Annotated in this window: 17 protein-coding genes; 13 read left to right on the top strand and 4 right to left on the bottom strand. The window is 45.5% G+C overall.

Annotation, left to right across the window (positions count from 1 at the left end; genetic code table 11):
- Positions 1-166 precede the first annotated feature (166 nt).
- Complete coding sequence (locus tag QUB04_RS26275) at positions 167-1,057, top strand: alpha/beta fold hydrolase (RefSeq protein WP_333288951.1); 891 nt, start codon at positions 167-169, stop codon at positions 1,055-1,057.
- Position 1,058: 1 nt separating this feature from the next.
- Here the strand turns inward: QUB04_RS26275 and QUB04_RS26270 are convergent, their stop codons facing one another.
- Positions 1,059-2,306 carry a transposase gene (locus tag QUB04_RS26270; protein WP_333164701.1) on the bottom strand — a complete coding sequence of 416 codons (1,248 nt, stop codon included), beginning with the start codon at positions 2,304-2,306 and terminating at the stop codon, positions 1,059-1,061.
- 50 nt (positions 2,307-2,356) lie between these two features.
- Here QUB04_RS26270 and QUB04_RS26265 point away from each other — a divergent pair, with 50 nt between their 5' ends.
- The gene (locus QUB04_RS26265; RefSeq protein ID WP_333288949.1) at positions 2,357-2,521 is read left to right on the top strand and encodes a hypothetical protein; all 165 of its coding nucleotides are present in this window, start codon (positions 2,357-2,359) and stop codon (positions 2,519-2,521) included.
- 682 nt (positions 2,522-3,203) lie between these two features.
- Here the strand turns inward: QUB04_RS26265 and QUB04_RS26260 are convergent.
- Positions 3,204-4,085, bottom strand: a complete 882-nt coding sequence (locus tag QUB04_RS26260; RefSeq protein ID WP_333288947.1) for a Cof-type HAD-IIB family hydrolase — start codon at positions 4,083-4,085, stop codon at positions 3,204-3,206.
- 488 nt (positions 4,086-4,573) lie between these two features.
- Here QUB04_RS26260 and QUB04_RS26255 point away from each other — a divergent pair, with 488 nt between their 5' ends.
- The 8 genes from QUB04_RS26255 to clpP all read left to right on the top strand — a co-directional run bounded on the left by QUB04_RS26255 (position 4,574) and on the right by clpP (position 14,737).
- Positions 4,574-10,105 (top strand): ATP-binding sensor histidine kinase, encoded by a 5,532-nt coding sequence (locus QUB04_RS26255; RefSeq protein WP_333288945.1) that lies wholly within the window; start codon positions 4,574-4,576, stop codon positions 10,103-10,105.
- A gap of 48 nt (positions 10,106-10,153) precedes the next feature.
- Entirely contained in the window at positions 10,154-11,566 is a 1,413-nt protein-coding gene (locus QUB04_RS26250) for an adenylate/guanylate cyclase domain-containing protein (RefSeq protein WP_333288943.1), read from the top strand.
- Positions 11,567-11,785: 219 nt separating this feature from the next.
- Positions 11,786-13,006, top strand: coding sequence for a heparan-alpha-glucosaminide N-acetyltransferase domain-containing protein (locus tag QUB04_RS26245; RefSeq protein ID WP_333288941.1), 1,221 nt, complete (start codon positions 11,786-11,788; stop codon positions 13,004-13,006).
- A gap of 106 nt (positions 13,007-13,112) precedes the next feature.
- Entirely contained in the window at positions 13,113-13,334 is a 222-nt protein-coding gene (locus QUB04_RS26240; RefSeq protein ID WP_190741010.1) for a hypothetical protein, read from the top strand.
- Positions 13,334-13,693 carry a type II toxin-antitoxin system PemK/MazF family toxin gene (locus tag QUB04_RS26235; RefSeq protein ID WP_333288938.1) on the top strand — a complete coding sequence of 120 codons (360 nt, stop codon included), beginning with the start codon at positions 13,334-13,336 and terminating at the stop codon, positions 13,691-13,693. Before QUB04_RS26240 ends, QUB04_RS26235 begins: the two co-directional genes overlap by 1 nt.
- Before the next feature lie 17 nt (positions 13,694-13,710).
- Entirely contained in the window at positions 13,711-13,926 is a 216-nt protein-coding gene (locus tag QUB04_RS26230) for a DUF433 domain-containing protein (protein ID WP_333288936.1), read from the top strand.
- Positions 13,919-14,077 carry a hypothetical protein gene (locus QUB04_RS26225; protein WP_333288934.1) on the top strand — a complete coding sequence of 53 codons (159 nt, stop codon included), beginning with the start codon at positions 13,919-13,921 and terminating at the stop codon, positions 14,075-14,077. The genes QUB04_RS26230 and QUB04_RS26225 overlap by 8 nt, the downstream gene beginning before the upstream one ends.
- A gap of 51 nt (positions 14,078-14,128) precedes the next feature.
- Positions 14,129-14,737, top strand: a complete 609-nt coding sequence (clpP, locus tag QUB04_RS26220) for an ATP-dependent Clp endopeptidase proteolytic subunit ClpP (RefSeq protein ID WP_006635758.1) — start codon at positions 14,129-14,131, stop codon at positions 14,735-14,737.
- A gap of 180 nt (positions 14,738-14,917) precedes the next feature.
- Here clpP and QUB04_RS26215 read toward each other — a convergent pair whose 3' ends face one another.
- Complete coding sequence (locus QUB04_RS26215; protein ID WP_333288933.1) at positions 14,918-15,907, bottom strand: hypothetical protein; 990 nt, start codon at positions 15,905-15,907, stop codon at positions 14,918-14,920.
- A 916-nt stretch (positions 15,908-16,823) separates the two neighbouring features.
- On the opposite strand from QUB04_RS26215, the gene QUB04_RS26210 reads away from it, so the two are divergent.
- Entirely contained in the window at positions 16,824-17,072 is a 249-nt protein-coding gene (locus tag QUB04_RS26210; protein ID WP_333107721.1) for a hypothetical protein, read from the top strand.
- 244 nt (positions 17,073-17,316) lie between these two features.
- Positions 17,317-19,683 carry a ribonuclease R family protein gene (locus QUB04_RS26205; RefSeq protein ID WP_333288981.1) on the top strand — a complete coding sequence of 789 codons (2,367 nt, stop codon included), beginning with the start codon at positions 17,317-17,319 and terminating at the stop codon, positions 19,681-19,683.
- Positions 19,684-19,921: 238 nt separating this feature from the next.
- Here the strand turns inward: QUB04_RS26205 and QUB04_RS26200 are convergent, their stop codons facing one another.
- Positions 19,922-21,478: a tetratricopeptide repeat protein gene (locus QUB04_RS26200; RefSeq protein ID WP_333288931.1), complete on the bottom strand. Its 1,557-nt coding sequence runs from the start codon at positions 21,476-21,478 to the stop codon at positions 19,922-19,924.
- Between the two features lie 344 nt (positions 21,479-21,822).
- Between QUB04_RS26200 and QUB04_RS26195 the strand changes: the two genes are divergently transcribed.
- Positions 21,823-22,461 carry a flavin prenyltransferase UbiX gene (locus QUB04_RS26195; protein ID WP_333142073.1) on the top strand — a complete coding sequence of 213 codons (639 nt, stop codon included), beginning with the start codon at positions 21,823-21,825 and terminating at the stop codon, positions 22,459-22,461.
- The last annotated feature ends 75 nt before the right edge of the window (positions 22,462-22,536 follow it).

Below are 22,536 nucleotides of genomic sequence, written 5' to 3'. Positions count from 1 at the left end.
AACCAATAACCAATAACCAATAATTCATGACTACTGACAACTGACTACTGACAACTGACAACTGACAACTGACAACTGACAACTGACAACTGACAACTGACAACTGACAACTGACAACTGACAACTGCTATGATGAAAGTAGTTAACGAAACTTTACATAATAGCCGTGACTGCACAACAATTAGTATCTGCAACGAGTTTTGAAAAGCTAATTTGGACTTGGAAAGGTCACAAAATCCAATATACCGTCCAAGGAACCGGCCGCCCTCTGATCTTGATTCACGGATTTGGGGCTTCGATCGGACATTGGCGGCAAAATATCCCCCCACTAGCGGCCGGCGGCTATCGCGTATTTGCTCTGGACTTGCTGGGATTCGGTGCTTCCGCCAAACCAGCCCTAGATTACACTCTGGAATTGTGGGAAGAATTGCTGACTGATTTCTGGGCGGATCTGGTACAGGAACCGGCGGTATTTGTCGGGAATTCGATCGGCGCTTTGCTGAGTTTGATGGTAGTCGCCAACCATCCAGAAATATCAGCAGGCGGTGTCTTAATCAACTGTGCTGGCGGGCTCAACCATCGGCCGGACGAACTGAATTTCCCACTGCGAGTAGTGATGGGGACTTTTACTAAATTAGTTCGATCGCCCCTGATCGGCCCCTTTGTCTTCAACAACATCCGCCAAAAACACCGCATCCGCAACACCCTGCGCCAAGTCTACGGGAACCGCGAAGCCATCACTGACGAACTCGTAGAACTCCTGCACGCCCCCTCCTGCGAGCCCGGAGCTCAACAAGTGTTTGCATCGATTCTCACAGCCCCTCCAGGTCCTCAACCGTCAGAATTGCTGCCCAAAGTCGATCGTCCGTTATTGGTACTTTGGGGCGCAGACGACCCCTGGACGCCCATCGCCGGCAGCCAGATTTATCAACAATTGGCCGCCAACGATAAACCCGTGAAATTTGTTTCAATTCCCAACACAGGCCACTGTCCCCACGACGAGCGGCCGAGTGAAGTCAACGCTCTGATTTTGGACTGGCTGCTGGAAGTGAAGTGAACTACCCAACACCCATCTGAGTACAGATAGGGTGTGGGCTTCCCAATTCAACGGGGATTGCCTCAGCCTTCATGGATTTTTTACGTCCTGATGACCTTGGTCTGACATCCCCTCCAAGGGCAGAAGCGCTAGTTCCTAACGCCAAAACTCGCAAGCCTTCGTTTTTAATATTTATTGCAGCGTTGATGTCTCTATCATGGCGATGCAGACAGTGAGGACAATCTACAAGTCTTACACCCAATGAATCATATCCTTTTTGCAGTATGGGGATGGGTAGTAGAGTCTCGCTACAAAGTTGAGAAGATGGGAAAAACCGCCCTATTTCCTGGTAGGTGTGACCAAATCTCTCGGCTTTGTACTTGAGCATGGTTAGAAAAATTCCCCATCCTTGGTCTGATATTGCTTTTGCCAAGTTGGGATTTTTAACCAGATTCTTAACTGCCAAATCTTCTACACAAATAACTTGGTTTTCGTAGGCTATTTTGCGAGATAGCTTGTGTAAAAAGTCTTGTCTTACTCTAGCTACTTTGCTAGAGACTTTGGAAACTAAAAGTTTAGCCTTGCGACGCTTGTTAGAGGTTTTATCCGTCTTTTGGGCTAATTTCTTTTGTTTGCGTTTTCTATTCCTTTCTAACTTAGCCAATTGCTTCTTAGGTAGGTCGTATTTTGAACCCTCTGAAGTTATAGCAAAGTTTTTCAACCCCAAATCAACACCGATAGCTTCTCTAATTGCGACGGCGGGCGTATCTTCTTGGTTAAAAAGAATAGAAGCATAGTACCTACCATCTGCGTTTCTCGATATGGTTACAGTCGTGAATTTAGCATCAGGAAGGTCTTGGTGAAACACGGTTTTCATTAACCCCAAGTTACCAGGAAACTTGATTACAGAATCCTGTGGCATTAGTTTCACATTTTGGGGATATTGAATCGATTGCTTACCATGTTTAGATTTGAATCTCGGAAATTTAGCGCGTCCCTCAAAAAAGTTTACAAACGCGCTTGAAAGATTGAATGTTACTCGTTGTAAGACCTGACTATAAGCCAGTCCTAACCATTCATATTCCTTTTTCAAACCAGGAAGCAACTTGTCCATCGCAGCTTTAGAAAGACCTTTCCTAGTTTCTTTATACGCGGTAGTAGTGGCATTGAGCATATAATTCCACAACCATCGAGTATTGCCAAAACATTGAGCCAAGTAGGATTCCTGCTCGTCGGTAGGATAAATTCTGATTTTCACTGCTCTGTACATGGCATCGACCTTACCGTGTTTACATATTCATGGTAACAAAAATTAAAAATATGTCAACTCACCACAAATATTTGGCTCGTTTGGGACCTGTCCTCGAACGAAAGCTATCGCATTGTCAGAGGACTGTCGTCCACGGTTCGGCTGACGCTCACCGGAAGCCTCACGCGCAATTCATCTCAACACTGACTGACCTGCTGGGTACAGGTACAGTGTGAGCTTTCTTGCTGTTATAGGTAAAATTTTTCTGGTGAAGGCAAGGGAGAGGGCGATCGACCAAAACCCTTGCCTTCCAAAGGTTCTAGCTCGCTCCACCGCACCTGCACCCAGGCTGGGAAAGACTAAAAAAAAAACTTTGGTAAAAACTATTGACAGCTTCCACTGAGTCAGCTATATTGATGGACGTGTGAGGAGCGAACCAGAAGAAGCACCGAGACGAAACACGGCCAGTCGTCGGTGCTTTTTCTGTTGCAAGGCATTTTTAAGAGTTTTAAATTATCTATAATTCACATCCCCCATATCTGTAAGCCCGCCCCGCTTTCTTCATTTCTTCCTTCGCGTTCTTAGCGTCTTCGCGGTTCCTTAAATAAATATTCGATGTTGCAAAAAAAGTAATTGACTCCATTTGATATCGAAAAATCCGAAAGTGTGGATGGTTTTTGATCATCAAAATTTGATTGCATAGAACTCAAAACTAAGCTGTCGCGCATTTAAATTGTAGGTTCAGGGCGGGCGGGACGCCCACCCCACAATAGTTTGATTATTTTTTGACATACAATTTAAATGCAGAACAGCTTAGAGAGTTATATAAGAATAAATTGTCGCTGGGTCGGGGCGGGTTGATATACATTTTTTCCAAATGTCGCTAAACCCGCCCCTGCGGTATTGGTGCTACAAATATCAACGATCGCCCAAAACAAATTGTTCGATCGCAGCCGCCACCCCATCTTCCTCCACATCCGGCGCCACCCAATCAGCAGCAGCCTTCACCCCATCAGGAGCATTGCCCATTGCCACGCCCACGCCCGCGTAGGCAATCATTTCCACATCATTAAAATTGTCGCCGATCGCCATCACGTTCGCCGCCTGCAAACCCAAAAGTTCCTCCGCTAAATACTGCACCGCATCTCCCTTATTCGCCGAAGGATGCGTAGCTTCAAAAAAAGTAGCAACCGATTGAGTCAAATAAAGCTCTGCAGGCGTGTAGCGCTGCCGCATACTGCTGAGCAAGCCGTCGAGTACCCCCGGATTCTCGCACAATGCCAAAACTTTCGTCGGTTCCCCCGGAAGATCTCGCCGCAAATCTTTAATCACATTTGGTTCAATGCCCGATCGTTCGGCATAAATTCGGGTAGCTGCGGTAATTTCCGGTACGTAAAGTTGGTCCTCAATGTAGAAATGGATCGAAAGCAGCGATCGCAAATGCGGTTCTTCAAAATAATCTAACAGTTGCATAGCAGTTTGTTTCGACAGTGGCAAGTGTCGCAGCCGTTTTTGAGTAGCGTGATCTTGAATCCATGCGCCCTGGTAGCAAATCAGTGGCAATGTTGAGCCGATGTCGCGGTGAAAACGCAAAGCTGAGCGGTACATCCTGCCCGTAGCGACGGCCACTTTCACTCCCCGCGACTCGGCAGCCAAAATTGCTTGCTTGACTGGTTCTCGGATGTCATTTGACAAACCTGCGATCGTGCCGTCTATATCCACTACCAGCAATTGAATGTCTGCGGTGCCCAAAGCGCGATCGGTCGCATTAGCTGGATTTGAGGCAGTTATATTCTGCATGATTTTTTTAGATTTTAGCTGTTGATTTGCACGCACCCGTTTATTTTGCCACTGGCGGGATAGCAAAGTGCCACTTCTGATTTTTTGAATACTAAAATAATATAGATAACTAAATAAGCGACAAAAAAAGTATCTAGGAGGACTCTTTAGGGCTGGATTTAGCTAAGCTATATCATAGTAGCCAGTTTACTGCCGTAAAAACCGCCCTCGACAGGTGATGTGTATTTTCACTTACTTAATAATACTTGTGTGCAAAAAGAATGCAACTGTAGGTTAGAGCCAAACCCTTATGTCATCAATCATTCCCAATCTAAAATCTAAAATTGTATAACCGCATCTTTTAAATTACCCCCAAATATAGCAATTCTAAATGAATTGTGTAATTTTTGTAGGGGCAAACCCCCCGTGGTTGCCCCGATCCGTGGGGGGTAGGCACTCTTAGCACTACCCCTACCTATTTGTACAACTGATGCGAGGATTGCTATATCATGATTTCTATTCCGGGATACCGCATTGACGGAGAACTTTATACAAACCCTCACACAGTTATTTATCGAGGGATGCAGCTTGAGGAACAAAAACCCGTTATCCTCAAAACTCTCACGCCGCCATACCCTAACCCAGCGCAAATCTCCCAACTGCTGCACGAATCCGAAATTCTTAAAAATTTGAATTTACCCGGAATAGTCAAGCTTTACAAAATAGAAACCTACAATCACTTTCCGGTTTTAGTTTTAGAAGATTTTGGTGGGATTTCCCTAAAAGACTTTCTCAGCAACAACCAGCTAGAGTTACAACAATTTCTGCATATTGGCATCAAACTAGCAGAAACTATTGGGCAACTCCACGAACACCACATCATCCATAAGGATATTAAACCCAGCAATATTATTGTCAATATCGAGACAGGAGATGTCAAGATTGCTGATTTTGCGATCGCCTCCCTGCTACCGGGCGAAAACCCCGCCCCCAGCCATCCCCATTTACTCGAAGGCACTCTCGCCTATATGTCTCCTGAACAAACGGGACGTATGAATCGGGCGATCGACTACCGCACCGATTTTTATTCTTTAGGCGTCACCTTTTATGAGATGCTTTGTGGCGAATTGCCTTTTCAGGCGATCGATCCTATGGAATTAGTACACTGCCATATTGCCAAAACGCCAGTTTCTCCTGGGGAAAACAGAAAGCAAAAAGTACAAAGCAGAAGCATCGAAGGCAGAATCAATCAATTAGGAACCAAGGAGATTCCTCAAGTCGTTTCCGATATCGTCATAAAACTCTTAGCAAAAACAGCCGAAGACAGGTATCAAAGTGCTTTCGGACTTTTGTACGACTTGGAAAATTGTCTCGTTCAACTGCAAACTACAGGCGAAATTTCCCACATAACCCTCGGCGAGCAAGATCAGTCAAGTCACCTGCAAATTTCCCAAAAATTTTACGGGCGAGAAGCAGAAGTTAATATGCTTCTCAGTATCTTCCAGCGGATGAGGCGAGGCAATACAGAAATTGTGCTGATTTCTGGTGCCGCAGGTGTGGGCAAATCGTCGTTAGTATATGAAGTTTACAAGCCGAGTCGGCGGGAAAACGGGTATTTTATTGACAGCAAATTTGAGCAATTTAAGCGCGATATTCCCTACGCTTTTTTGCTCCAAGCTTTTCAAGATTTGTTGCGGCAAATTTTCACAGAAAATGCCGCAGAAATCCATGTTTGGAAAGAAAAAATTTTAAAAGCACTCGGCGGCAACTGCCAAGTAATTATTGAAGCTATTCCCGAAGTAGAACTGATTGTCGGGCCGCAGCCCCCCGTCCCAGATTTAGGAGCCAATGAGTCTCAAAATCGCTTTAATTTAGTATTTCAAAACTTCATTCGCGTCTTTGCTAAAAAAGAACACCCCCTAGTAATTTTCCTGGACGACTTGCAATGGGTCGATTCAGCATCTCTCAAGTTAATAGAACTGCTAGCAACTGACCTGGGAACTCAATATTTATTAATAATTGGCGCTTATAGAGAGCAGGAAGTAGATGCAAATCATCCCCTAATGCTGACCGCCGAAGCAATTAAAAAAGCAGGCGGTACTGTGAGGGCGATCGCCCTTTCGCCTTTAGATATAAGCAGCGTCAACCAATTTGTTGCCGATACTTTGAACTGCGCCCCAGAAAAATCCCTAAGTTTAGCAGAATTGCTTTTTCAAAAAACAGCAGGAAATCCCTTCTTTTTAACTCAATTAATAAAGTTTATTTACTCGAAAAGTTTGATTCAATTTAAACTTTCACCCTCGAATAATTTGGTCGAGCTAGCTGAACCTAACCTGTCGGGCTTAGCGCAACCAATCTCAGAGCAAATTGTGAAAAAATGCCATCTCACAGGCGAGTGGCAGTGGGATATCGAACAAATACAAGAAATGGGAATAACTGACAATGTTGTAGAATTAATGATAGATAACATTCAGAAACTTTCAAAAAAGACCCAGGAACTGCTTAAATTAGCCGCTTGTATCGGGAACAAATTTGATTTAGAAACTATCTCGACAATCGCCGAAAAACCTCTCGCTTCCGCAGCAACAGACCTCGGAGAGGCACTTCAGTCCGGTCTGATTTTGCTCGTGAATAACGCCTACAATATTCCGATCGCACTAGCAGCAAGCACAGAAGTAACAGACACAATATCTAGAGACTTTACCGATAAATTTTCCCTACCAGTGGCTGATGTTTCGAGCGCCACTTACAAATTTTTGCATGAGCGAGTGCAGCAAGCAGCTTATGCTTTAATATCCGATTATCAAAAACAAAAAATCCATCTCAAAATAGGCAATTTTTTACTGCAAAATTCACCGCCAGAGCAATTAGAAGAGCATATTTTTGATACCGTAAACCAACTAAATTTAGCGAAAGAAATCATCCGCAACCAATTAGAAAAATTTCAATTATCCCAATTAAATTTAATTGCAGGTCGCAAAGCAAAAGCAAGTGCAGCTTACGAACTTGCCCTCAAATATTTAACCGCAGGTATTGAACTGCTTCCCCCCGAAAGTTGGCAAACTGACTACGACTTGACTCTGGCACTCTACGAGTCAGCAGCAGAAGCTGCTTACCTCAATACCGACTTTGAAGCAATGGAAAAATGGGCGAGAATTGTCCTGCAACACGCAAAAAATGAACTAGACAAAATTAAAGTGTTTGAAATCAGAATCATAGCTTGTGCGATGCAAACACAACTCCAAGAATCGGTAAAAATTGGTCGGGAAGCACTAAAAATGTTAGGAATTAACTTTCCCGAATCGCCGATTCCCCTCCACATTCAGCAAGCACTGGCTAAAACTGCTGCTTATTTAACCGACAAAAAAATAGAAGATTTAATTAACTTGCCCATTATGACAAATCCGCACAAATTAGCAACTATGCGCGTGCTTTCCAGTATGTTTTCAGCTACATTTATAGTTGAACCTGTGCTGCTGCCGCTGATTGTGTGCGAGCAAGTTAATTTATCTATTAATTACGGAAACTCTACTTTTTCTGCCTTCGGTTATGCTAATTACGGAGCAATTTTAAAAGGAATAGTTAGAGATATTGAATCGGGCGATCGCTTTGGTCAATTAGCTTTAAATTTGAGCGATAGATTAAATGCGTTAGAATTCAAAAGCAAAACGCTTAATTTAGTAGCATTCATTTTGATGAACGGCAAGCATCACGTTAAAGACTCTTTGCCGCTATTAGAGGAGGCCTATCAAAGCGCGCTAGAAAATGGGGATTTAGAATCTGTCGGATATTCAGCCGTAAATATTTGTCAGTCTTTGTATTTCATCGGTCAAGAATTGCCACAACTGGAACGGAGAATGGTAAGCTACAACCATTTGCTGTTTCAACTCAAGCAAGAAACTGTATTGACTTGGAATCAAATATATCGGCAAAGTATTTTGCAATTGATGGGAAAATTGGAAAGTCCACACCTTGTATTAGGTGAAGCATACAGCGAAGAAAAATTGTTGTCGCTGCTGTTGAAAGCTAACGATCGGGTGGGACTACAGCACTTTTATTTGCAAAAATTAATACTAGCCTATTTATTTGGAGATACCGCTACAGCGCTAGAAAATGCAGCGCAAGCCGAAGTATATTTAGACGGAGTTGCAGGCTTTATTAATGTTTCTGAATACCAGTTTTACGATTCTCTAGCCCGCCTAGCCGCCTATCCATCTGCAACAGAGGAGGAACAAGAAGAGCATATTTTTTACGCTGTCAGTAACAGAAAAAAACTGCAACAAAAAGCGCTTTCGGCGCCCATGAATCTTCAGCACAAATGCGACTTACTTACGGCAGAAAAAGCGCGCGTTTTGGGCAATGTTGAGAGAGCAATGGAATATTACGATCGCGCAATTGACGGAGCCGAAGAAAACGGATACATACAAGTACAAGCACTAGCAGCAGAATTGGCAGGAGCATTTTATCTATCCATAGGAAGAGAAAAAAATTCTAAAACTTACTTGACAGAAGCGCGTTATTGCTATCAGCGCTGGGGAGCAACAGCCAAAGCAGCGCATTTAGAATCGAAATACTCGCACTTGCTAACTTCCGCCTCGATTTCAACTAATATTGAAACTCACAAATCTACCAGCAGCGCTTCTTCCACTACGAACGACGCTGCAGGCGTGCTAGACTTGACTACCGCAGTTAAAGCATCGCAAACCTTAGCGGGCGAAATAGTTCTAGACAAACTGCTGGCAAAAATGATGAAAATTGTTATTGAAAATGCCGGGGGGCAACGAGGGTTTTTAATACTAGAAAAAGAGGGTCAATGGGTGATTGAAGCATCAGGATCTGTAGATGTCGAGCGCGTTGCTGTCATGCAATCAATTCCGATAGATTTTGTAGCCGACGATCGAGAAGTAACTTTGCTGGCAGTTGCAGTTGTGAATTACGTCGCCCGCACCCAGGAAAGTATAGTTTTAAACGATGCCAGCCGCGAAGGACAATTTACTCGCACACCCTATATAATGGCGGTTCAACCTAAATCAATTCTTTGCACTCCGTTAATTAATCAAGGTCAACTCACTGGGATTCTATATTTAGAAAACAATCTGACTACAGGCGCTTTTACCCAAGATCGGTTAGAAATATTAAAACTGCTGTCTTCTCAAATTTCTATCTCCATCGAAAATGCCCAACTTTACGCCAACTTGCACCAATTCAATCAGAATCTCGAAAATTTAGTACAGCAGCGCACCTCCGAGCTCTCCCAAACTTTAGAAGACTTAAAATCGGCTCAAAATAAACTGGTAGAATCGGAAAAAATGGCTGCCCTCGGAGGGTTGGTTGCAGGTGTTGCCCACGAAATCAATACTCCCATCGGCATCGGCATCACCGCCGCCTCCCTGCTTGCTGAAAAAGCCACAAAGTTTTTTGAGGTTTACAGTAACGGCCAAATAAAACGTTCCGAGTTAGAAAAGTTCCTGGATACCGCCATGCAAAGCAGTAATATGATCTTATCTAACCTCACGCGGGCGGCCGACTTGATTCACAGTTTTAAAGAAGTAGCTGTGGATCAGTCTAGCGAGTTAAAACGCACGTTTAATGTTAAAAACTATCTAGAGGAAATTTTGACATCCTTAACAGCCAAACTAAAAAGAACTAAGCACAAAATACAGATTAAGTGTGATGAAAATATTGTAGTGGACAGTTACCCCGGCGTAGTGTGTCAAATTGTGACAAATTTGGTGTTGAATTCCCTAATTCACGCCTACGATGGAGAAGACGAAGGAGTTCTGGCTTTTGATTTCAAACTAGAGGGCGATCGGCTAATATTTGAATATGCCGATAACGGCAAAGGAATTGACCCAGAAAATCTCAGTAAAATTTTTGAACCATTTTTTACGACCAAAAGAGGTCAGGGAGGCACAGGATTGGGACTGCACATTATTTATAACCTTGTTACTCAAAAACTAAAAGGCACAATTAGCTGCACAAGTCAACTAAATAAAGGGACAAGATTTATGATTGAATTTCCCGCTAAAATGAGCAGTTAGTTATTAGACCGCCAACATGGATATAAGTTTTATATAGGAGAACGATATATGTCAGAAGCTAGTAAAAACCTGTTGGCTGCGGGCGATGACGAATTAATCGCGGCGGGGGACGATGAATTAATATTTGCCGAGGAAGACGAGGCGGAAGAAAAACCGCTAGAAGAAAGTTGGAAAATATTAATTGTCGATGATGAAATAGAAATTCATAATATTACTAAATTAGCGTTAAGCGATTTTAAATTTGAAGGTAAAACTATAACATTTATTAGCGCTTACTCAGGAAAAGAAGCTAAAGAAATAATCCAAAATAACTACGACATAGCATTGATTTTACTCGATGTAGTTATGGAAACAGAAGAAGCAGGCTTGGAAGTAGTTAAATACATCCGCGATATTTTAAATAATCAAATTGTGCGAATTATTTTACGAACTGGACAGCCCGGACAAGTACCAGAAGATGTAGTAATTGTCAGCTACGATATCAATGATTACAAAACCAAAACAGAACTTACTAACAAAAAATTATTTACCACAGTAGTCACCGCACTGAGAGCATTTAGATCGCTCAATCAAATCGAATCCAGCAAAAGCGAACTAGAAAAAATTGCAGCAGCCTCAGCCCGTTTTGTACCGCGTGAATTTTTGAAATTTCTCAAAAGAGAAAGCATCGTTGATGCCAGACTAGGAGACTCTGTACAAGCAGAAATGACGATTATGTTTGCCGACATTCGCTCATTTACAAGTCTGTCAGAAAGTATGTCTCCCCGAGAAAACTTTGAATTTCTTAACTCTTACTTAAGCCGAGTTGGCCCAGTTATCCGCCAGTACAACGGTTTTATAGATAAATACATTGGTGACGGGATTATGGCTTTGTTTCCTAACAGGGCTGAAGATGCTGTGCAAGCAGCAATTGAGATGCAGCAGCAAGTAAAAATTTATAACAGACACAGGCAAAACAGTGGCTATCAACCTATTTCGATAGGGATTGGCTTGCATACGGGGACTTTAATGTTAGGTACGATTGGCGAAGCGGAACGAATGGAAAGTACGGTGATTTCTGATGCCGTTAATTTAGCTTCCCGCGTGGAAGGATTGACAAAGCTTTATGGAGTTAGTATTGTAGCTAGCGTCCAAACCCTTTGCCGGATAGACGATCCTCAACATTACAAGTGCAGGTTTCTCGATCGCGTTCAAGTAAAAGGAAAACAAACACCTGTTGCTGTATTTGAAATTTACGATGGCGACTCGGCGACAATGATCGAACTAAAAGCACAAACTCAAACTTATTTTGAACAGGGGATTTTTTTTCACTACCAGCAGCAATTCGCGCAAGCAAGGCAAATGTTTCTGCGCGTTTTGCAAGTCAACAAGTATGATAAGGCAGCAGCTTTTTATGCAGAAAGGTGCGATATGTTGATGAAAAATGCAGTCATTATGACTCTGGAAGGAATAGAGATATAGGGCATGGGGCATGGGGCATGGGGCATGGGGCATGGGGCATGGGGCATGGGGCATGGGGCATTGGGAGTTGGGAGTTGGGCATTGGGAATTGGGCCGAAAAGAATTAGGAAATGGGCATCACCTAAGATAGTGAACAGTGAACAGTGAACAGTGAACAGTGAACAGTGAACAGTGAACAGTGAACAGTGAACAGTGAACAGTGAACAAATAACTTAATTTATGCGCTTCAAATCCCTTGATGTTTTTCGCGGAATTGCGATCGCCTCGATGATTCTAGTCAACAACCCCGGCAGTTGGAAACAGGTGTATCCGCCGCTAGAACACGCAGAATGGCACGGCTGCACCCCGACAGACTTAGTATTTCCGTTTTTCTTGTTCATCGTTGGCTGTGCGATGTCTTTCTCGCTGTCTAAATATCTTCAAAATTATTCAAAAACCGAAATAGCAACCTCAAAAATTACACAAACAAAGGAAAAATCAAAATCTGCCAAAAACCCTCTTTATTCTTCCTTCTTCCTTCTTCCTTCTTCAAATATTTACTGGCGAATTGCGCGCCGCGCTGCGATTCTATTTCTATTAGGATTGCTGCTAAATACATCTTCGATCGCCCTTGACGTACTTCTCAACAACGCCCCAGTGGAAAACTTCGGTAAAATCCGCATCATGGGAGTATTGCAGCGCATCGGCTTAGCTTATTTCATCAGTGCGATCGCCATTCTCAACCTCTCTCCCCGCAATCAAAAACTGCTCGCTGTTGCCGTTCTTTTGGGCTATTGGGGCGCACTAACCGTATTTGCTGTAGGGGGGTACACTGCCGGCGAACTCACGCCAGAAGGAAATTTAGGGGGATATGTCGATCGGCTAATTCTCGGTAGCCAACACCTGTACAAAGGCGGCCCCTTCGACCCCGAAGGATTGTTGAGTACCTTACCAGCAAGCGTTACAGTCCTAATCGGCTACTTTACCGGAGAATGGCTGCGCGTACAGCCCATTAAAACCCGCACCAGTTTAAACTTAGCAATCTGGGGATTCCGTTGCGTGGTAATCGGCAACTTGTGGGGATTTTTATTTCCGATCAACAAACAACTTTGGACGAGTTCCTATGTAGTGTTTACTGCTGGTTGGGCGTTGCTATTGCTAGCAGCTTGCTACGAAACAATTGAAGTGCGAAATTGGAAATGGGGGAGGCTGTTTGAAATCATGGGATTGAATGCAATTTTCCTGTTTGTTGCTTCCGGTATAGTTGCCAGAATTCTCTTAAAAACTCATATCGGTACTGGTGCAAATGCTCCAACAACTTACACTTGGATTTATGAAAACTGGTTTGTGCCGTGGGCGGGGCCGCTGAATGGTTCCCTAGCATTTGCCGTGACTGCGGTATTATTTTGGTGGTTAATTTTGTATGGAATGTACCGCCGTGGTTGGGCGATTAAAATTTGAGTAGTTTAGTATGTAGTGGATATACCTCTTCTAATGATATGAGAAAAGGGCTATCTTCCGATCGGGACGCCTGTTTAGGTTACAATTTAAGGCAGGAGGATTTTTTATGCCGACTACAGCTCAAGAAATCTATATTCAAGTTGTCCACACTTTGTCACCAACGGAGCGGTTACGCTTGGCAACTCTGATCCTCAACGAGTTATCACAGCATAATGTCGCTGTCGTCGAACAAAGTGATACCTGGAGTGAGGAAGATTGTTTCGATGTAACAACCTTTTCTTTGCAATACGCAGCTACACTTTTCCCGGAGAGTGAGGAGATGGATTAGTGAAATTCAATCCTGGTGATGTAGTAACAGCAGATTTTCCTGGTGTCACAGGTGTTAAACGTCGCCCTGTTGTGGTTTTGTCCTCGACTACTTATCATAGAAACCGCCCTGATTTCATAGTTGGGTTAATCACTACCCAGACAACAAATCTTGGCTCTACTGACTATACTCTGCAAGATTGGGCATCCGCCGGTTTGAGAATTGTATCTGTTTTCCGCAGTTTCATTCTTACTTTGCCGCCTTCTGCCAACCTGATTTTGATAGGGCATTTATCCGAACGTGATTGGAGTGCTGTTCGCGCCTGTGTAAAAGTAGCTTTAGTAGAATTGGACGATCGCCCACCGTCATCAGATTCATGACTCCCCAAAATTTTTATATGACATCCACACTACCTATCATTCATAGCGACCCCGAAATTTTAGGGGGAAATCCAGTCTTTATTGGTACTCGCGTCCCGATCGAGACTCTACTTGATTATCTCGAAGCTGGTGATTCGGTCGATGAATTTTTAGACCATTTTCCTAGTGTCAGCCGCGATCGAGCGATTTCAGTTCTGGCAATGATACGATCGCCACATAACAAAGTTGATTGATGTCCGCTTCCTCAAAATCGATCGCCTGCAGGATCGGACATCCGATCGCACCCCCCGCCACAACTTCGACAAATTAACGCCCCAACCCCGCCCAGTTCAAGGATTTTGCCGATTTCTCGATCGCACGCCACCGATCGCTAACTATAACTGAGCCCTAATCGCTAAAATTAAAAAAAGATACGTAATAGGCAGGCAGGCGTCAATGATCCCAACAGTTATAGAACAATCCGGTCGCGGCGAACGCGCCTTTGACATTTACTCGCGACTCCTGCGCGATCGCATCGTCTTCTTGGGCCAACAGGTTGACTCAGACTTGGCTAACCTGATCGTTGCCCAATTGCTATTTTTAGACGCCGAAGACCCGGAGAAAGATATTTACCTCTATATCAACTCCCCAGGGGGTTCGGTAACAGCAGGTATGGGCATTTTTGACACGATGAACCACATCCGCCCCGACATTTGCACTATTTGTCTCGGTTTGGCAGCCAGCATGGGCGCTTTTCTGTTGAGTGCCGGCGCTAAAGGCAAGCGGATGAGTTTGCCTCACTCCCGGATTATGATCCACCAACCTCTAGGCGGAGCTCAAGGACAAGCAACCGATATTGAAATTCAGGCCAAAGAGATTTTGTACCACAAACGCCGCCTGAACGAACATCTTGCCAACCATACCGGTCAGCCGCTTTCCCGCATTGAAGAAGATACCGAACGGGATTTCTTCATGTCCGCTGAAGAAGCAAAGGACTACGGATTAGTCGATCAAGTGATCGATCGCCGTCCTTCCGCCAGCCGCCCGATCGCCGCTGTCGTCTAAATGAAAAGTTAAAAATCAAAAATGAGGAAATATTCTTCATTTTTGATTTTTAATTTTTAACAGTCATATCAAATCCGTTAGCATCGGAATAGTAAATTCTAGTTCACTGTTGACGGTTGACTGTTCACTGTCAACAGTCAACCGTCAACAGTGAACACACCTAGAAACCCTACATAATTACTAGGGCAAAGATTCGAGATATTGCAGGAAGTCGAACAATTCTTCTCGATTTAAGAAGTGCCGCGCTTCTTTGCCATAACCTTGTTTGAGATAATCTTTTCCTTGGTTGGGAGTCCAGCCCAACCGCTTGATTTCCTCAGTAGTTCTGCTGTAGATTTCCAGATATTCTAGGAAATCTCCCAACTGTTCGCTAGAAAGTTCTCTCTGCGACGACTTGCCGTAATTGTGTTCCAGACAGTCGCTTTCCTGTTTTTTCTTCCATTGCAGGCGTTTGAGGATGGCGTCTATTTGGGCGATCGTATCAGAATTATCCTCGATCGCATCGCTGGGGATTCCCACTGCGATCGGTTGCAATTCCCTGACTTCGGCCGCACCCTGTAGCAGTTCACTTTGGCTAGAAGTCGGCACCTCCAGTTCCTGAAGTGGTTCGCCGTAGCTAGAAGAAAGCCAAGCGTCTGAGTCTAACTGCTTTGGTACAAACCCAGTAGCCTCGACGCGATCGACCTTTGGCGGCAGCGGTTCCGGTACAGGTGCGATCGGCTCTTCATTTAATTTCGCTTCAGTCTTGACAAAATTGCTTTGATGTGATTCAGGCAATTTGTCAGCAACAGGCATTTCTAGAACCGGAAGAGGAACACTTGTCGGCCCAACAGGAACCGGAACAGCAGGAGGAGGGGGAGGGGGAACAGCAGCAACCGGGGAAACGGCAGGAGGAGGGGGAACAGCAGCAACCGAAGCAACCGGAGCAACCGGAGCCGGATCAACACTCGCGATCGCACGATCGGGCGCAGCAGATCCAAGAACAGCGATCGCTCGCAACCGGGCACGGTCTTCAGCATCCTCAACAGACTCAGCAGCCGACATAGCCGTAGCCAGAGTTTTGCCGTCAACCTGAACCAGACAGCGAACAACAAACTTACCGTGATGAACAGTCAGCAACTCACAAATTAACTGTCCAGCGGGATAAAGGGCGCGAAATTCAGCAAACATAGTTTTTTGACCCCGAAACCAGAAGGGGCTTATGACGTGAACAAACCTGACGGTCAACTGAGTACAGTTAGACCGCAGGCTTCTTTTTCCTTTTTTTCAAAGGCTTTTTATAGTGAGGTAGTTCCACCCCCACTTGCTAATATAGTATCAGAGTATTTCCCGATCATCTTGGGCTATAAAAGAATAATTGTCGGTTTCGGTACCGAAACCCGACGAGCCTTTCATCCCAAGGAGTAATTCCCAACGGGGTACGGGGCCCAGCGCTCTGATTAATCGCCTCTAAATATACGCCCGGGACTTCCCGGCTGGTAGTTAAGTTTAGTACACAACCACGCATTAGTTGCTTGATTCTTCAACATTTGTTGAAAACGTGAGGGCGATCGTGTAAGCCCAGGTGCTTCTCATTCTTACAGACAAGTTTGATGAAATTCTTGTGGGGAGTAGGGGTTGGGCGTCACGCCCGCCCAAAAAGACAATTGAAATGCCCAACAGCTTAACAGAAAGCGACTCCGCAAGCTCGATCGTCCCAGAGATCGCGAAAATTTTAAAAATTACCCCAGGTCACGCTTGGCTCAACAACAGCTCAGAGAAAACAATTTTCTGAAAGCACCTATTCAACGTACAATAAATCAAAGGTGAATCATCCGCGCAACCTTTCACGCCACTAAACCCCATCCCACATCCGGCAGTTTAAGCTAACAAGCACCGGGCGTCATTTCTACCTATAGGAGATGGCACAGCAACTAAGCAAAAGTAGTAAAAGTCTCCGGTTTGCGTACCTGCACTTTCTACAGCACAGATTGCTCCCGACCCGCTCGTTGCACCTCCGTCCGCAAGGACAGATTGCGTGCAAAAAAACAGGGGCATCGCAGCAGCGAGCTACTAGCAATTTTGCCTTAAAGATCCGGTAAATTCTTTGCTAAAGCAAGAAGCAAGAGGCACTTCAAAAGGAAGAAGGAACAAGGCAGAAGGAACAAGGCAGAAGGAAGAAATGCAAATTTTATCCCTCTCCATGCCTCCATCGGCTCATCCTCGACTCAAGCCGTCGCTTTCAGTATCGAGCCATCTTTTAAGAACCGACAGGGGCTTTCTAATTTGCGAAGTGCTCGGCGCTGCTGACCTAAAAGCAAACAAACCAACGCTAAAAAATTGTATTGGGGAATAGCGTGCGGGACAGTTGTCTGCACCGTCAGCAGTCAGTTCAAGACAGACAGCAGACAATTAGCACCAAGCCGGTGTCGGGAGAGAATCTCAAAAAAACCTCGCGATCAAACAAGGTGGCTGTGCTCGCGTCTCCACCTATCAACCCGCGTATTTGTTGGGAAGCAGGCACTGCGAGGGCCCGAGGGGGTGCGGCTGATTTCGCCAAAATTAGACTAATTGCTGGAAACAAGAGGATCGATCGCTACATGGAATTTTCTATCGCTGCACTGCTGGCAAATTTTACAGAAGACAAATTAGTGGCTCCTAAAGCATTGGAGAAAAAACTCGACTGCAACGACGCCACCAGTCAACTCAAACTTCAAATTGCATTAGAAGCTCTAGAGAAAATTGGCATATTAGTCAAAGACAAAGGCCGCTATCGCCGAGTAGCTGAAGACGACGTAGTAGAAGCAAAACTGCGCTGTTCGAGCAAAGGATTTTGCTTTGCAATTCAAGACGCCGAAGGCTCAGAAGACGTTTATGTGCGGGAAAGTCACCTCTCGACAGCTTGGAATGGCGATCGAGTCTTAGTCAAAATCATCAAAGAAGGTAGCCGCCGCCGATCGCCCGAAGGCGAAGTCATGCTCATCCTCGAACGCGCCAACCCCTCGGTACTAGCGCGAGTCAAGCAAACCGCCACCCCCACTGGCCGCGTCAGCTACAGAGCAATCCCCCTGGACGATCGCCTGTTGTTTGAACTAGACTTGCTCGCAAATGGCACAAATCTCCAAGAGGCGATCGACCACCTAGTACACGTCGAAGTCAAACGCTACCCCCTCGGCACCCATCGGCCAGTCGGCAAAGTAGTACAGGTACTCGGTTCCGACGCCGAAGCCGCTGACGACCTCGACATCGTATGCTGCAAACACGACTTACCGCGATCGTTCCCCGCCGCCGTCATCAAAGCAGCGGAAAATTTGCCCAGCAAAGTCAAAAAAACCGACATCAAAAAACGGCTAGATTTGCGTAACATTCTGACTGTTAGCTTCAGCAAAAACGAACCGGGAACAAGCAACAGCGAAAACGAGGCCCCTCAAGCCCAGGAGGAAAATCTCTCCGCAGGAGGAGGCGAAAACGAGTTTGACCCAACATCATTCCTCTCCGATCCGCCAGTAGAACGCGCTTTGTCGATCGAAACCCTGAAGCCCGGCCGCTGGCAAATAGGAATCCACATCAGCGATGCCGCCGAGTACGTGCAGCCAGAAACCCCGATCGACCGCGAAGCCCGCAAGCGAGGCACCGCCGCCCATCTGGGAGAAAAAATCATCGCCGTACTGCCAGAACTCCTCAACGAGCGCTGCTCCCTGCTGCCAGATACCGAACGGCTGGCCTTCAGCATACTGCTGACCCTAGACGAATCAGGAGAACTCCTAGAATACGAGATTCAAACCAGCGTCATTCAAATTGACTACCACCTCACCTACGAGCAAGCTCAAGCAATTCTCGAACCAGGCGATGCCGAAGATCACCCTTTATCCTCCGCCCTCCGTCCTTTCCTCGATCAACTCGGTGCCGCCTCACAGGCTGCCAGACAGACAAGGCTCAAGCGAGGAGCTTTTGAACTAAATTTGCCCGATGCTAACTCTCACTTCGACGACGAAGGCGAATTAGGAGCTTTTGCAACGGCTCCCCCCGCCCAGTCGGCTGTCTCCGAGTTGATGGTACTTGCCAACCAAGCCGTCGCCACTCACCTGCAAGCCTTGGGAGTCCCAGCAATTTACCGCGTCCAGCCGATGCCAGACCCGGCAGACATTCAAGAGTTCATCAAACTCTCCAACAACCTCGGAGGCGAACTGTATCTCGAAACCGAAGAAGAAGTTTTGCCCTTGGACTTTCAGCGATTTACCCAGCAGTTTGCCGGCCTTAAGTCCGAAAGAGTTCTCACCTACCTGCTAGAAGACACCATGAAGCCCGCTGTTTACAGCACAACTCCCAAGCCACACTTCGGTTTGGGGCTGTCAGAGGGTTACACGCGCTGCACTTCGCCGCTTTCCCGCTACGCCGATTTGCTGGTGCTGCGGGTGTTGCAAGCGGTGTTCGAGCAAGGCCGCAGCAGCCGCACAACACGGGCTAAGGAAAAAGTTGACTTGCACCATTCCTCCTGTCACGGTCAAATTACTTGGAATGTTCTCCCCCCAGATTTGCACCACGAATTTGAGACAGAGTTTGCATCGGTAGTAGTACACCTAACCGAACGCGAAAGAGTTGCTGAGGATGCCGAAAGCGATTTGCAGGGATTGAAGAAAACTGGATTGATGAAAGAACGCACCGGCCAAACTTTCCAGGGTTTGATTACAGGCGTGCAGTCTTACGGTTTCTTTGTGGAAATTGAGGTGCGGCCACCGGAGAGCGACATCCTGCGAGTTGAGGGATTGGTGCACGTTTCTTCGCTGAAGGATGACTGGTACGAATATCGATCGCGCCAGCAAACTCTGGTGGGCCGCAAAAACCGCAATCAGTACCGTTTGGGCGATCGGGTAGAAGTTCAAGTCAAGAGTGTTGACTACTACCGCCAGCAAATTGATTTAGTTGCAGTTGGCGGCGGCAGCCAAGCTTTTGATGATGATGAGTAGTTAGTTGATAGTTGATAGTTGATAGTTGATAGCTAACAGTAAAGGTAGGGTGCGTCGCCAGTTTCCAACTCTCGCCTGTTTCTAACAAACGTCTGGTGTTCAGAAACCGGGTTTCTTGATGAAACCCGGTTTCTGAAGTCCGCTTCAAGAAAAATCAGGCTTTTTTGCAAATATTGCGGTGCTAAAATTCGATACTTTCCCAAAAAATCAGGTTTCTGGACTCGAGTCAGTGAAGGATCTAGAGCATCTGTGAGGAGGTGGGGTGGAAGGCTTTCCCGCACACCAAGGCGCATATTTCTAGTCTCTCCGAACAAGACCAGCTTTTGGCTAAGTCTTTTTGATACCAAACATTTTCTAGCACTTCTTTGATAGATTTGCTGCGGAGGTTGTTAAATCCTTGCCCATATTTTTCAAACAGAGCGATCGCCTGGGTCATATAAGTGTCGCTGTAATGAGCGTATTTGGTCTGAGCTGTATAGCAGCAGGGCCACAGTTCAGCGTCAAAACTAACGTAAATTTCAGCTTTCTTTTGCGACTGGCAGTTAATTTCAATGCCCTGAAAATAATTTTCTAATCCTCCATATTCTTGGACGGCTTTGCGAAAGTTGGGGATTTCTGGATTTTGATACTGGGGTAAGGAAGCCGGCTTGAGTTCTACGGAGCTTTCTTTGTTCGCTTTAGCAGCTTTAGCCGGAGCAATTTCTTGAGCGAGTTGGAGTTTAACGGCTTGCTGAAAAGCTTCATTTGCTTCTTCTATTTTACCTAATTGTGTCCAAATTTTGGCTAAATTTCGATACACTCCTGAAAAATTTGGTCGAATTTCCAGCGCTTTTTGATAGTGAGAAATTGCGGGTTCCCATTGTTTTTGAGAAGCATAAACGCTGCCCATATTTGCATAAACTTCGGCAAATTCTGGCTGAATTTCTAGGGCAGTTTTATAGGAGTTCATCGCTTCCTCCAGACAGTCTGTGAGCTGTAGCAGATTGCCTAATGTTTTGTGAGCGACGGCAAAGTTTGACTGAATCTCAAGTGCTTTTTGACAAGCTAAAAATGCTTGTTCTAAATTTTTTTCCGCTAAATAATCTTCAGCTTGTCGGTGAAAATTGAGAGCTGCTTTTTCTAGGGTGATGGGGGTAGAACGATCGCGCTTTTCCTGCGTCTGGGAGTCCACCTCTGCGATCGCCTCCTCCTTTTCTCCGACTTCATCAACCTCTGACAGCGCAAAGCGAGACGTTGCTTTAGCTTGAAATTTAATAAACCCCAGTCTACGGGCCAAAGCGCGAGCTTCTTCGACTTGGTGTTGATTGTGTTCAAAGACTAAATATTGCCACTCTGCTTGGCCACCGGCGCCAATAAAGGCCTCGACGGATTCCATAATCCGGTTCCAGTTTGTATTGCGACGGTAGAGGTGGTTGGTATCCGCTAATCCATCGATGGCAAAAATAACGCGATCGTCTGGTTGATTCAAAATTTTGGCCAGTTGTCGCCACCAATCAGGGCTGCGTCCGCTACCATTGGTGTACATCCAAAGGTAATTGACTCCCATTTTGTGAAAATACTTTAGCGCCGGGAGAGTGGTATTACTCACCATCGCATCCCCAAAGTTGCCGCACAGGTAAATCCAAGACAACTGAGAGCAGAATTCTTTAGGGAAGATTCTCTTAATATCTGCTATTGTCAATTCTGTCATTGGCAAAATAGGGTTCCCCGTGCGCGGACACTGAGGACAACCGGCATTACATCGGGAGGTAATGTCTAATTGCACTATTTCGATATCTTCGTATCTTAAGAACATTGTCTGCCTCCCCTGATGTTAATAAAGTAAAGTTAGTAGTTCTATTTTGACACAGAGTTGGTCGCGCGGCTATCAGGATGTAAGATGGGGCTGGGATCTGGAGCTCTGGCGATCGCAGTTAGCCTTTGTTTTTGTTAACGAAGAATAGGGTAATGATAATCCTGGCGAGCGCAGTCGCATACTTTCTTGTAGTATCCGGGGGTGTTGCAGGTGGCTATAGGTTTCGCCTTTTATTGTTATTAAGAGCGATCGCCACGCAATCATTGAATTGATTGATGAGTGTTGTGGCTGTTATTAGCACCTATCGCGCTATAATTAGTGAGCTTATTGCTGGATAATTGCCCATGACTAATTCTGTTTCAGTCCCCGCCCAACCTCTAATTGTAGGAGTTACTGGAGCATCGGGACTGATTTACGCGGTGCGAACCCTAAAATATCTCTTGGAAGCCGATCGCGCGATCGAACTGGTCGCTTCCAAGTCTACTTACATGGTTTGGCAAAGCGAACAGAACACTCGAATGCCCGCAGAACCGACGCTACAAGAGGAATTCTGGCGGGAACAAGCAGGAGTCGCCACAATGGGTAAACTTCGGTGCCATCCCTGGCAAGATGTCGGTGCTAATATTGCTAGTGGCTCCTTTCGCACCCAAGGGATGATGATTATTCCCTGTAGCATGAGTACGCTGGGCAAGTTGGCGGCTGGCTTGAGCTCGGATTTGCTCGAAAGAGCGGCCGACGTTCAGCTCAAGGAAGGGAGAAAATTGGTACTCGTGCCTCGCGAAACGCCTTTTAGCTTGATTCACCTGCGGAATTTGACTACCTTGGCAGAAGCTGGAGCTAGAATTGTACCAGCGATTCCTGCTTGGTATCACAATCCGCAAACTATTGAAGATTTGGTAGACTTTGTGGTGGCTCGCGCTTTAGACCAGTTGGGGATTGATTGCGTTCCTCTCAAACGCTGGAAGGAAGAAGAAGGGAGTTAGTTGACAGTTGACAGTTGACAGTTGACAGTTGACAGTTGACAGTTGACAGTTGACAGTTGACAGTTGACAGTTGAC

The sequence above is a fragment of the Microcoleus sp. D2_18a_B4 genome (assembly GCF_036702475.1).
GTDB lineage: Bacteria > Cyanobacteriota > Cyanobacteriia > Cyanobacteriales > Microcoleaceae > Microcoleus.
This window is presented reverse-complemented; position numbering and strand designations above follow the sequence as displayed.

What these genes read in the sequence shown, in the direction of transcription:
- QUB04_RS26270 (WP_333164701.1), bottom strand. Translation starts at nt 2,306, where the DNA reads ATGTACAGAGCAGTGAAAATCAGAATTTATCCTACCGACGAGCAGGAA.
- QUB04_RS26265 (WP_333288949.1), top strand. Translation starts at nt 2,357, where the DNA reads ATGTCAACTCACCACAAATATTTGGCTCGTTTGGGACCTGTCCTCGAA.
- QUB04_RS26260 (WP_333288947.1), bottom strand. Translation starts at nt 4,085, where the DNA reads ATGCAGAATATAACTGCCTCAAATCCAGCTAATGCGACCGATCGCGCT.
- QUB04_RS26255 (WP_333288945.1), top strand. Translation starts at nt 4,574, where the DNA reads ATGATTTCTATTCCGGGATACCGCATTGACGGAGAACTTTATACAAAC.
- QUB04_RS26250 (WP_333288943.1), top strand. Translation starts at nt 10,154, where the DNA reads ATGTCAGAAGCTAGTAAAAACCTGTTGGCTGCGGGCGATGACGAATTA.
- QUB04_RS26245 (WP_333288941.1), top strand. Translation starts at nt 11,786, where the DNA reads ATGCGCTTCAAATCCCTTGATGTTTTTCGCGGAATTGCGATCGCCTCG.
- QUB04_RS26240 (WP_190741010.1), top strand. Translation starts at nt 13,113, where the DNA reads ATGCCGACTACAGCTCAAGAAATCTATATTCAAGTTGTCCACACTTTG.
- QUB04_RS26230 (WP_333288936.1), top strand. Translation starts at nt 13,711, where the DNA reads ATGACATCCACACTACCTATCATTCATAGCGACCCCGAAATTTTAGGG.
- clpP (WP_006635758.1), top strand. Translation starts at nt 14,129, where the DNA reads ATGATCCCAACAGTTATAGAACAATCCGGTCGCGGCGAACGCGCCTTT.
- QUB04_RS26215 (WP_333288933.1), bottom strand. Translation starts at nt 15,907, where the DNA reads ATGTTTGCTGAATTTCGCGCCCTTTATCCCGCTGGACAGTTAATTTGT.
- QUB04_RS26205 (WP_333288981.1), top strand. Translation starts at nt 17,317, where the DNA reads ATGGAATTTTCTATCGCTGCACTGCTGGCAAATTTTACAGAAGACAAA.
- QUB04_RS26200 (WP_333288931.1), bottom strand. Translation starts at nt 21,478, where the DNA reads ATGTTCTTAAGATACGAAGATATCGAAATAGTGCAATTAGACATTACC.
- QUB04_RS26195 (WP_333142073.1), top strand. Translation starts at nt 21,823, where the DNA reads ATGACTAATTCTGTTTCAGTCCCCGCCCAACCTCTAATTGTAGGAGTT.